We start from the raw sequence: 12153 nt of genomic DNA, 5'->3' as shown, positions 1-12153 counted from the left end.
ATTTATTGGAAGACGCTCCTTCGTTTGACGGTTATCTTAACCCTGTCTACTGGAAAAATTATGGTTCCTTCTTAAACAAGAAATAATAAGGCTCTCTATCTTCTTATGTTGGGCTTAGGTAGAACGCAGCAAACGGAGTCCGTTTAATATTACAACGAGTGTACTTCCTTCATGTATAATGACACTGATTGCAATATCCGACAGTCCCAAGAAACTAACGACTACTAAAAAGGCAACAACAGCCATGGAAAAAATTATATTCTGCCAAATGACACGATCCATTTTAGATGAAATCTTATGTGCTTGGATTAGAGTTGATAAGTTGTTCTGCATTAATACTAAATCAGATACCTCTACCGCAACATCAGTGCCATCTCCCATAGCGATTCCTACATCAGCATTCACAAGAGCCGGTGCATCGTTTACACCATCTCCTACCATTGCTGTTAAACCGTATTTTCTTTTTTGCTCATCTATAATTCGAGACTTGTCTTCTGGCATGACATTCGCAATTACTTCATCTATTCCTAGCTGTTCAGCAACCGCTTTTCCCGTCATTTCTGAGTCACCAGTGATTAAAGTAGTGTGTATACCTAGTTTCTTAAAATAATCAATAGTCTCTCTCGCATGTTCACTTGGAATATCCATTAACCCAATCAGACCAATGACTTCTTCATCTTCTGCTACATATACGACTGTCTTGCCTTCTGATGCCCATTCATTATTTAGACGAATATATTTATCTGAAACGCCGTCAAAAGAAGTTGGCTTTCCTATTCGATAATTTTTACCTTTATAATCTCCTGTCAACCCTCTACCAATTTGATTTTCTACTTCAATAGTTAGTTTGTTTTTTGGTGCAAATTTTCTTAGAATGGCATCTGCGAGGGGGTGGTTGGATTCTTTTTCAAGAGCTACAACGATATCAATAATATTCTCTTCATCGACAGAATCAGCAATATAATAATTTGTCACTTCAGGTTTTCCTTTTGTTAAGGTTCCTGTTTTATCAAAAGCAATGGCTTGAATATTGGCCAATTGAGATAAATAGGAACTTCCTTTTGAAATCATGCCTCTTTTGGCTAGATTCGAAGTGGCTGACAAAGTTACAGATACGGTAGCAGCAGCCAGAGCACACGGAGAAGCTGCTACTAAAAGAACTATTCCTCTATAAATACTTTGGGACCAAGACCAATCTAAAATCATGGGTGCGAGTAAAATGAAAAGTGGAATTGCAATTAAAACAACTGTCACATATTTCGGTTCAAACTTTTGGATAATACTTGCCGCTTTGGTTTGATTATTTTGATTTTGATTGACTAATTGCAAAATCTTAGAAAAGACAGTATCTTTATTTTCTTTTGTGACTTCCATTGTGAAAGTACCAGTTCCATTAATCGTACTACCAAAAACCACGTCTCCTTGAGATTTTTCTTTAGGGATACTTTCTCCATTGATAGATGATTCATCAATGGAGGTATTTCCTGATAAAATGACCCCGTCAATAGGTACTTGATCTCCATTCAATACTTGGAGACGGTCTCCCACTTTTAATTCATTAACATCAACAATTTTTGTATTGCCATCAGACATGATTAATCTGGCAGTCGATGGATTCATTTCAAGTAGTTTTGTGATTTCTCTTTTGCTTCTACCTTCAGCGTACTCTTCTAAAAAATGTGCACCACAGAAAATGAGAATCAGCAGCGTTCCTTCCCAGAAATTCCCTATTAGTGAGGCGCCAAGCGCAGCTAGACCCATTAAAATGTGGGAATTAGGTGTAAATTTCTTTTTGGCTTTTGTATTCTCAACTGTTTCCCCAACTCCTTCGAGAAGAATAACATGATAACCCGCGCTAATTGATGCAATTGAAAATAAAATATTCTTAATGACTACATACTCTTCATTTAGAAATAATGCAATGAGCGCTAATACTAAACCAATAATATACAAAATTATGGGCATCTTTCCGTGATCATGGTCGTGGTTGTGGTTGTGATTATGATTATGTGTTTCATGAGATTGTTGCTCTTTTACAGTATTCATTTCTATCACCTTTCAAAATATTTCTTCTCCATAATCGTTTTGTCATATTAAATTATCTACTTTAAGCCTTTTTCATAATTGTATCAGGTTCAATATTTTTAACTATTTTTTCTGCTTCTTGTATAATTGTAGGCATTTTTTCATCTTCGCCTTCAATAACAAGTTTTTGCGTCATAAAGTTTACAGTGGCTTCTTTCACTCCATCAAGATCATTAATAGCCTTTTCTATTTTTGCAGCACAATTAGCACAATCTAAACCTTCAAGTATAAATTTCTTTTTCATTTTAAGTCCTCCCAAATATTATTTGTAATTTTATTTTATATACTCCAAGTCTTTTTCAAATTACTTTGAAGTAATTATTCACTCAACATGAATACTTGAATACTTGAATATGTATTCAAGTATTTTACGAAATTTTTTTCATTATATACATTACTACTTCTCATTGATGTGAATAAAACCTTGATCAAATATATGCTTTATGTGATCATCATCTAAAGAATAATATACTACTTTGCCTTCTTTCCTATTTTTCACTAGAGTAGCTTGCCTTAAGACTCTCAATTGATGCGAAATTGCTGATTGTGTCATGTTCAATAAGACAGCAATATCACAAACACACATTTCAGCTTCATTTAAAGCCCATAGTATTTTAACACGAGTTGAATCTCCAAATACCTTAAATAATTCTGCTAAATCACAAAGGTTTTCTTCTTGAGGCATTTTTTCTCTAACTTGATTTACAACATCCTCATGAATTACATTGCAATCACATCCTTCAATTGAATTAATTTTTTTAGCCATAATGTCACCTCTTTTCAAAGTATTTCATTTGAACATCTGAGCAATCATTCATATATTATATAATAATTATAATATCATTTTTCTCGTATGTCAATAGTTATATGAGCATTTATTCAAGTGTTTTTTATAAGCAAGAGAAAAGCCCACAACTCTACTCCTGAGTCATGGGCCATCTAAGTTCCTTTTTTCATACTTCAACTTCAATGCCAGATTTAAAGCATATTACAAAGTGGTCATCGTAAACAGTAACATTCTGTATTAACTTTCTTACAAGTGCACCATCATATCTTTGGGTACGGTATTTATTGTTGCGGATAAATTCTATCAGCTCGTTGATCCTCTCATTCTCACCACTTAATGATGCATCTTCCACAAGAAGGGTCTGACGTTTTCCACGCAGGTTATCAATCTCATCTGCAAGAGGTTCATAGTCTTTCCCTTTATTCGCAAGGTTAATTAATTCTTTCTGCTTTTCTTCAAGCAAGGTGTTTATCTCTGAGATCTTGTACTCTGTGGTGTCCCCAATTACTGCATGGATGTTTTCTTCCAAGGTTCTTATCATGTTGTCCCCACCGGCAAGGAGCTTATTTATTGTCGTCATAACGGCATTATATAAATCTCCTTCTTTTACCGTGCGGTTCTTACACGTTTCTGGACCTTGCTCTATTCTCGTAACGCATCGCCATACAAACTCTTTTCTACCGCGTATATTCCAATACACCCGTCTGTAAATGTCCCCGCAATCCCCGCAGAAGGTTATGGTGCTCAAAGCGTATTTACTGCTATAGAGTCTTTTGTTTTTATCTGCCCCTGTGTAAATATTATTCCTGCGATGAAGTTCTTCCTGAGCCTGTAAAAAAAGTTCCTTTGGTATGATTGCCTCATGGCTGTTTTCAACATAGTATTGCGGTACATGGCCTTCATTCTTAACCCTTTTCTTTGTAAGAAAATCCACCGTAAAGGTCTTCTGTAAAAGGGCATCCCCGATATACTTTTCATTCAAGAGAATCTTCTTTATGGTCTCAGGTCGCCATCTTGGTTTTCCTGCAGCTGTTAAAATATCGTCCTTCTCAAGATCCCTACCAATGCCTGCTAGGCTTTTACCCTCAAGGTACTCTCTGTAAATACGCTTAATGATTTCAGCCTCCTCAGGAACAATTATTAGGTTTCCGTCTTCATCTTTTGAGTACCCCATAAATCGATTGTGGTTGACCTGGACTTTCCCCTGTTGGTATCGGTATTGAAGTCCAAGTTTAACATTCTGAGAAAGGCTCTGACTTTCTTGCTGCGCGAGGGATGCCATAATGGTCAGAAGCACCTCCCCCTTGGCATCCATTGTATTGATGTTCTCTTTCTCGAAAAATACGGCTATGTTCTTATCCTTGAGTTGCCTAATATATTTTAGGCAATCCAGAGTGTTACGGGCAAATCGACTGATGGACTTTGTAATAACTAGATCGATGTTCCCCTCCATGCACTCATCAATCATGCGGTTGAACTCTTCTCGTTTTTTCGTGTTCGTGCCTGAAATGCCGTCATCTGCAAATATGCCTGCGAACTCCCATTCAGCATTTTTCTTTATAAACTCGGTGTAATGAGCTACCTGCACCTCATAGCTGGAGTTCTGCTCTTCAGTTTCTGTAGAAACACGGCAATAAGCAGCAACACGCAGTTTCTTTACTTTTTCTTTTGCGGCTGTACTTCCGACCCTTTTTCGTGCTGGAATTACAGTTATGTTTTTCTCTGCCACTTTACACCTCGCTTTCTATCAGACTATACAGGTACTCCGCTCGCGCTACTGGATCATCTGGAAGCTTACCTTCTGATTTTCTCATCTTGAATCGTTCTATAGGTGAAGGAGATGTGAATGCTGCAAGCTCTGCAATCCTTCCTAAGTCCTTTGCACGTTTATTTCTGACTTCTTCAGCTTTATCGAATGTTTCTCTATCGATGATTGCAGGATACACATCATTACCAAGATAGCTGATATTTTTCAAAATAAGCCCCATGGATGAATGTGTCTTCTGAATACCAGCTTGTTCACCGGCCACAGCAAGGGAAAGTCCTGAAATGTATTTTTCAAAGAACATCCTCACCTGCTCTGCTTCCTTCTCATCGACAGCAACAAGACCTTCCGTAATTGTATATCCGTATGGAACATAGGCCATTTACCTCACCACCCTCTCTTTAAGGGAAAGCCCACATTTTAATTTAAATATCAGTTCATCCCTTGAATTTACAATGATGTTTTCTACATACTTTTCAAATGCAACATAATTACCATCATTCATTTCCTGTAAGAACTCTCAAAACAGGGTTGCCGCCTATACTGGATTATGGTGTTCCGGGTAAGTAATAATCCAATTGTGGTTCCTCCCGTCATGCACCAGACAAATCAATTTTATCCGTATTAATAACTAATAGCAGCTCAATTGACCCTTCCATGAATAATTATACTGGTTTGTCTTTAATTATCTTCGTTAGGCTTTTTCAAAAATCCAATTCAACCTTTGCTCGACTTACTGATGAAAATTGGTTTGTTGAGCAAGCCCTAAATACTGTGTTATCTGACAAAGTGCCAGCGTTGCCACCAAGTATTTCCCTTTTAAAATCATTTGTGTCAGATGTTTCAAGTATTTTAATCGTGCAAAAACAAAGTCACATTAACTGTATCTCCGCCGCTTTTACCGATTGCCTCTCTAATCTTTCTATTGATCGAGATTATCTTGTCTTCATTTTTCCTTGGAGCCAAATTAATGCTTTTTACTTCATAACCGTCAATTGTCCCGGATACCTTTAGAAAACCCCAATTCCCCTCAATATCTGCAGTCCCTGGAATTCTAAGGTGGTATGTCCACGCTCCAAATCCTCTCTTATATTCCAATTTGAGTTCTTGATTATCAACAATCTTTATCATTACGAGTTCAGCTCCTTTCTTTAAAATTTTTCAAATAGATATATAATTTTACTAAAAGCCACGAAATTGTTACTTGATGAATGATTCATTCAACTTGTAGTAATGGGTCTGGGATTCTCCCAGGATAAAAAATCAAATGTGATTTTGGCAAGTGTATAAACACTTGCATTGCTTGCCAACAATTGTAAACTCAATTTTGCTCAACACAAATTCGTGCGGCATCTGACAATAAGGTACAGTTTTCGACCCTGACAATTCCTTGTTTTAGTTTCCACACAGAATAACCTTTAGGATCAATAAGGTGTCCACGGTCGTCATACTTTCCTTCAGTTATAAATTTAACAGAAATATTTACACCTTCATCCCCAAGGTTTTCAATGAAAAATAATTTTCTCCGACTTTCGTCCATTACCAAGTGTTTTCCTTTTGTATCCAGTGCGAAAATAGTCTTTGTATCCCATACAATAAAATCTGGATTAAAATTTTCTGTGCCTTTGCCGTCAAGTAGTGGTATTTTTAAAAACCCATTTGCTGGATTTCTCATCCACATCAACCCTAACGCATCTAACTCTGTAGCAAATCTCAATTCGAAGTCATTAAATCCTGAATATTTATGATGTAATCCATTTGTGAAGTCCTTTGAGTCCTTACCGTCAAAGACACTCCCAACCGGCTGTGTATCCCAAGGTACCTGCACTATTTTTGAACGATTTCTATAAATTCCTACAATTTGATCTGCTAAATTTCGAACATAATTTGCTGCATTACTGTTGTATTCTATCAACGCATCAAATTTAGGATCTGCTAAATCACAAAGGGTTATCGCTTTTTTAGCATGTTTGTCTATCTGTCGTTTAAATATCCATCGTGCTGTTACTTTATTGCTGTGAGAGGATGCTACTGTATGGGAATCTAAATTAGAATCACTGCCGATTGATGCTTTTACTGTAATTTTTTCACCTTCTCCTATCGTATTTACTGCATCATTTCTATAGTCATTCATTTGATTAATGATTGTATCGATTTCCTTTTTTGCGTCACTTGAATCAATAGAAATAGCTGGCAAATCCATAACATTTTTCGGATATATTGCAATTTTTCTGGATGTATTACTTTTTGATAGATGATATGAAAAATTAACAGCTGGCATTTCCGCCACCAAAGTTTTTTGAATGTCATCAATGATTTCTCTGAATAATTCTCTTTCATCTGTCTTTATATAAAAGTTTGCAGTGTTTAATAACTCATCTGGAAAATGCTGCGCGTTCGGTTGTCTTAGAACTCGACCGATTATCTGGGTTACTTGAGTTGTCGATCCCATATCTTTATCAATATAGGCAAAACAGCAACTGGGATCATCCCATCCTTCTTGTAGTGTTTGATTAAATATAATATGTCGATATTGACCTTGAGAAAATAATTCGTAGTCGTTATCTCCACCAGAGAACAAGTGGAAATTATTAGGGGCTGGATAACTGGAATCGAATTTCAGATTACAATATACAGCTATTTCTTCCGGATCGATACCTGATTTCACAAGTTGTTTCCATATTTGGATTGGGCGCGCTTGTCTTTGATCAAAAGGCAAATTAACATCATCTACCATTGAACGATTCATTATCATATTTGTATCACTTACATAGATGGCTTTAGGCAAAAAAGGTGTGCCGATTTTTACTGAGACATCTTCGCTTTCTTTGAAGTCATCTAGCAGTGATTTGATGGCATCTTCCATCGGTGTAAGATACCCAGAAATTGATATATTCTTTTTAATTAAGCCACTCTCAACAACATCTTTGTTATTTATTACTGTAACTAAATCTTCTTTTTTTAAGGCTTTATCATATTCTAATCTCGTAACAATATACTCAAGAGCATTTGGTACTTTTGTAGTCGCACTCGCAGCTACAATTGCCAATGGATTTAGCTCCAATAAGAGTTCAACTTGCTGATCTGATAAATTGTGCCCTTCATCGTATACTATTATTAATTCTCTTTTGTTTTCACCGGCAGACCTTTGTTTGAGTAAATCCCACAATGATGAATCAGCTTTATCCAGATTTGTTTGGAAAATTCTTCTATCTCCTTGATCTTTATCCTTTTGATTAAACTTTCCAACGGTAGCTATTAACAATAAAGATTCATTAGATTTAATATCAGATTCTGTACAATCTAGAAGCGGAATCACTTTATAATTTGGTATATTTTGTGAATACTTGCCACCATCACTGAAATTTTCCAATGTTTGGCCGACTACAACCTTACCTTTAGAAACCCATAATATTATTGGCTGATGGTCACTTTGTGCTCGAAATTGCTCTAGCATTTCTGCTAAAATGATTGTTTTTCCAGAACCAGTAATTGATTGAAGAACCGTATATAGCGGAATGCTCTTTTCTTTGCTGACTAACAACGGGTCCATTTGATAAGAAATCATTCTATTAGATAATACTTCAGCTGCTTCTTGCTGAAATTGAAAAAGTTCTATCATGTTATTCCTCCTCTTCGTTGTTGTACCTATCGCTATTTTCATTTAATCCAAGGTGTGCAAGTATCTTATCAGGAATTTGATAAAACATTACATTTGGACTTTGATATAGTTGATATCGTGCGTAAACATGATATGGTGGCTTAACACTACCTAATTTTGCTTCATTAGCGATCGTTTTTAGAACATTAATATCAAGTTGTCCGACTGATTTTTCGCCATCCCAGATGATAAAAAACCCTTCATTTCTTAAATTCTTGCCCACGAGATATTTAAAATCATTGTCTTGGAATCGCTCTAAATTATAGGCGCTTTTCTTAGTATCCTCTTCCCAATGAGACGTTAAAATTACGTCAATAATTTCTTCTCTTCGCATTTTCAATATAGTACTTGCATCAACCTCACGTTTTAAAAACCAATAATCAAACCCTTCACTCATAGGCGACTCAAGTACTCTTATTTTTCCATCTTTATCTACACGTTCTCCAGATATTGCTCTAGCTAGCCTAACTTGTGTTAATGATCTAGTGTAATCATCCGATTCTTCACCCTTTTCAATCAATATAAAAGCTCGCTCTGAACCAGTTAGTGCATTAAGTTCCATTACGGCATGACCCGTTGTCCCTGAACCTGCAAACGGATCCAATACGATCCCATCATTAGGACACCAAAGTTGGATAATTTTCTCAAATAGCTTTAAGGGCTTCACAGTCGTAAACCCGTGACCTTTACCAACGACGTAATCTAATTCTCTTATCCCAGTTTGGCTGTGACCACTTTCCTCATACGGCCATGATTGACAACCTAATATAAATTCTTCTTCATAATCTTCATCCGCCCAATATGTTAAAGGAACTCTTCCCTTCTTAACTTGGCTTAAGTAACGCTTATAACGTGGCCTTCCTTTTCCCTCTTTTAGAAAGAATATTTTAGGATAAACTCCATTTATACGTATTTTTTCTGCTACTGCAAACCCTTTTTTCATTATGCTGTTTGCTTCACCATGAAATTCGATGGTAGTTTGATCGTCTAGATTTTGATTTACAGGAATTTCTGGGATGATCCCATTTTTAATTACAAGTGCCTTTGCCCTTCCATCATTTAATGATTTTTCAACATACTTTATTCCCCAGGATTCTAATTCTGCCTTTATATCAGTTTTCTTGAAGCGCCAGGATCCTGTGCCTGGATAATGTAAATCTCCTGTGAATGGGGATTGAATTGCATATCTATCTTTGGAATTTGGTGTTCTTGCACATGGATCGCCACTCGTCCAATCTCCATTTGGATCTTTATCTGGATTTGTGTATATGCTATTCATTTTATCTGTTCTTGATAAAAGAGAAGTGTTTGCATACTCAAGATTTTTTGCGTAAACAAGAACATATTCCGTTGCTGTTGAAATATGAGTATTATCATTTCTTGGTGAATAAGATTTTTGCCAGTTAATAATCCCAATCCTATTGTCTTCACCAAATATTTCATCAAGTAGCATCCCTAAATGATACAATTCTCTGTCATCAATACATATTGCCAGTACTCCGGATTTTTTAAGCATAGCTTTCATCATTTGAAGCCTTGGCAACATGAATTTCATCCACTTCGTATGACGTGATCCATCTTCCAATTTTACAAGTTCACCTAAATAAGGATCATTAGGATCCTCATCCCATTTATCGTTATACCTAAAATCTTTTCCTGTGTTGTAAGGAGGATCGGTTAGAATCAAATCCACTGAATTTCTGTATTTATAAAGTGTCACCATAGCTTGGAGGTTTTCACCTTCAATTAATTTATTACGGTTTGCGGTTTTTGAACAAGACAAATCTTGAATTACTTCAACTTGTCGTGGTTTAACTTTCTTTTCAATATATTGAGCATTCTTTTTTCCAAAAAAGCTGAGTGAAACACCTCGTTCAACCATCTTATTTATTATTGCAATTAATTCCTGATTGGATAATATTTCTAAGTTCGTAATGTTATCTTTGTTTATCATTATCTAACCTCCGTTTGTCGTCGATGTATTCTATAATCTGTCCAAAATCACATTGAAGTACATGGCAAATTCTTTCAAGCACCTCAAGACTCACACGCTGATTTTTCCCCATTTTGGCCAATGTAGAACGATTTATTTGTGCCTCATCTCTTAACTCAACTCGACTCATATTTTTATCAATCAATAGTTTCCATAGTCTATTATAAGTAATAGCCATATACACCATCCTTTGGTTGGAGTTTATAAGCATAATGCTTTTAAAAGCATACCATATTGATTAGATTTAAGCCATAAAAAACTACTTATCCAGTACTGCACATCCTGCAAAGTTGATTTATCAACAGTGACCAATTTTTACTTTCTCTCTACGAACCATCTCCCCAAGTTTGTTCCGCTGATATTTGGACTCCGTTCAAAGAATAAATAGCTCGGGTGACCGTTGATCTGGACTGTATAGCGATCACCTTGCCCACCGGCCTTCAGGGCGGCAGCCGGACGGACATCCAGCACCTTATCAATCAAATATTCCCGGCCATCTTCCCAACGGAGCTTCCTCGGGAAAAGATTTCCTTCTTCAGTAAAGGAAGCAATGACGGCTACATAGACTTTTGCCTCCGAATTCATGTGTCCTCACCTCGGTCCGATATATGCTTCAAAAAATCGCTATTGGAATGAATGGGTGACTCAATCAGCCAACCCTTTCGCTTGAGGATTCGAAATTTGAAGTCCAGAAGTTCGGGCGGCACTTCCAGTTCCTTGGCAACGGAAAAGAAGAAGGTATCCTCACTGAGGCGATCCGCAACCACATCATCATCCAGCAGATATTCTGCAGCAAAAAGATTGGCTTCGTACTCCATCTGGGATGACGTATCATAAAGCGCAAAATCATGGAAAGTCTTCATCTTAGCTGCTTTATGGTGCAGAACAGCATGGCCGATTTCATGAGCCAAGATAATGCGTTGAACTGTCTCGGGCAGATCGCTGTTGATGGTTATATGCTTTTTTCTTGATTGATACAGGAAGAAACCCTTGCAGGAGTTTTGCGTCTTCCCGAGGGGCAGCACGTCAATGATGATCCCCATGGCATTAGCCAGCCTCCAGGGATCAGGCTCATCATATTTTTGCATTAACCGGGAGACTTCCCGACAAATAATTTCAATCGACATGTAATCACCTTCAAATGAACTGAATTCATATCCTCACCCAGGAAAGATTCCTTTAAGACTATTAAAGCAAATTGTCCGTCCAAAAATACGGACAGCAACTCCATAGATCGAAATGGTATAGCTGTCTGAGTGAATCAGTATGAAGTTCTAATCTTCTTTTTTCTTTCTGCCATAGGTTTTTCTGGCATCATCCTTACATTTCAGGTATGCCTTCATGACGGCTTCGAAAAACGCGTCTTTCGCCTCTTGGTCAAGTTCGCCACCAGCAAATAATGCAACGTTCTGCTCCAGCAGGGTATCCATCTCCCGGGCTGCCTTCGGCCCTAATCGCTCCCGCGCTTCTTCGACGTAGGGAGCTTTTTCTATGCCGTATTTTGGATCAGTGATCTCATCATTCAATAGATAGTCCACTGATACCTGGAGTGCGCCAGCCAGCTTGCTGGCAATATTACCACGGGGCTTGGTGTCTGTTGTCTCATAAGCCGCAATGGAGCGCTTAGAAACACCGACGAGCTCACCCAGTTGCTGCTGATTGAGCTTCAATCCCTCTCGAGCTTCCTTAATCTTCTCTGAGAAAGTTTTCATTCTTGTTGCCTCCCGTATGAATATAACTTCAACAACTTCATTTTTGTATTGACTATTCTTCATTAGCCTGTTAATATTGAGCTTAGAGATGAAGTTATCTTCATTATAACCGCCTGAACTTCATCTGTCAACGAAGAAGTTATAAAAACA

12 protein-coding genes are annotated in these 12153 nt (G+C 37.2%); all 12 read right to left on the bottom strand.

The window, feature by feature from the left end; translation table 11 throughout:
• Positions 1-114 precede the first annotated feature (114 nt).
• The 12 genes from B9A13_RS07210 to B9A13_RS07155 all read right to left on the bottom strand — a co-directional run bounded on the left by B9A13_RS07210 (position 115) and on the right by B9A13_RS07155 (position 12003).
• Positions 115-2046, bottom strand: a complete 1932-nt coding sequence (locus B9A13_RS07210; RefSeq protein WP_077316324.1) for a heavy metal translocating P-type ATPase — start codon at positions 2044-2046, stop codon at positions 115-117.
• A 61-nt stretch (positions 2047-2107) separates the two neighbouring features.
• Positions 2108-2329 carry a cation transporter gene (locus tag B9A13_RS07205; protein ID WP_084234475.1) on the bottom strand — a complete coding sequence of 74 codons (222 nt, stop codon included), beginning with the start codon at positions 2327-2329 and terminating at the stop codon, positions 2108-2110.
• Between the two features lie 153 nt (positions 2330-2482).
• Positions 2483-2851 carry an ArsR/SmtB family transcription factor gene (locus B9A13_RS07200; RefSeq protein WP_084234474.1) on the bottom strand — a complete coding sequence of 123 codons (369 nt, stop codon included), beginning with the start codon at positions 2849-2851 and terminating at the stop codon, positions 2483-2485.
• Positions 2852-3038: 187 nt separating this feature from the next.
• Positions 3039-4601: a recombinase family protein gene (locus tag B9A13_RS07195; protein WP_084234473.1), complete on the bottom strand. Its 1563-nt coding sequence runs from the start codon at positions 4599-4601 to the stop codon at positions 3039-3041.
• Position 4602: 1 nt separating this feature from the next.
• Positions 4603-5019, bottom strand: coding sequence for a recombinase (locus B9A13_RS07190; protein WP_084234472.1), 417 nt, complete (start codon positions 5017-5019; stop codon positions 4603-4605).
• Between the two features lie 470 nt (positions 5020-5489).
• Positions 5490-5768, bottom strand: a complete 279-nt coding sequence (locus B9A13_RS07185) for a DUF1905 domain-containing protein (protein ID WP_084234471.1) — start codon at positions 5766-5768, stop codon at positions 5490-5492.
• Positions 5769-5958: 190 nt separating this feature from the next.
• Positions 5959-8259 (bottom strand): DEAD/DEAH box helicase family protein, encoded by a 2301-nt coding sequence (locus tag B9A13_RS07180; RefSeq protein ID WP_159448061.1) that lies wholly within the window; start codon positions 8257-8259, stop codon positions 5959-5961.
• A gap of 1 nt (position 8260) precedes the next feature.
• Entirely contained in the window at positions 8261-10252 is a 1992-nt protein-coding gene (locus B9A13_RS07175) for a site-specific DNA-methyltransferase (RefSeq protein WP_084234469.1), read from the bottom strand.
• A complete protein-coding gene (locus tag B9A13_RS07170) occupies positions 10236-10469 on the bottom strand; it encodes a helix-turn-helix domain-containing protein (RefSeq protein WP_084234468.1) in 234 nt (77 codons plus the stop codon). The genes B9A13_RS07175 and B9A13_RS07170 overlap by 17 nt, the downstream gene beginning before the upstream one ends.
• A gap of 137 nt (positions 10470-10606) precedes the next feature.
• A complete protein-coding gene (locus B9A13_RS07165) occupies positions 10607-10876 on the bottom strand; it encodes a hypothetical protein (protein ID WP_084234467.1) in 270 nt (89 codons plus the stop codon).
• Positions 10873-11418, bottom strand: a complete 546-nt coding sequence (locus B9A13_RS07160; RefSeq protein ID WP_084234466.1) for an ImmA/IrrE family metallo-endopeptidase — start codon at positions 11416-11418, stop codon at positions 10873-10875. Before B9A13_RS07160 ends, B9A13_RS07165 begins: the two co-directional genes overlap by 4 nt.
• Before the next feature lie 147 nt (positions 11419-11565).
• On the bottom strand, positions 11566-12003 hold the full coding sequence (locus B9A13_RS07155) for a helix-turn-helix domain-containing protein (RefSeq protein ID WP_084234465.1): 438 nt from the start codon (positions 12001-12003) through the stop codon (positions 11566-11568).
• Positions 12004-12153: the final 150 nt, after the last annotated feature.

Origin of the sequence: Papillibacter cinnamivorans DSM 12816 (genome assembly GCF_900176335.1) — a bacterium.
In the GTDB taxonomy this organism is placed as follows: domain Bacteria; phylum Bacillota; class Clostridia; order Oscillospirales; family Oscillospiraceae; genus Papillibacter; species Papillibacter cinnamivorans.
This window is presented reverse-complemented; position numbering and strand designations above follow the sequence as displayed.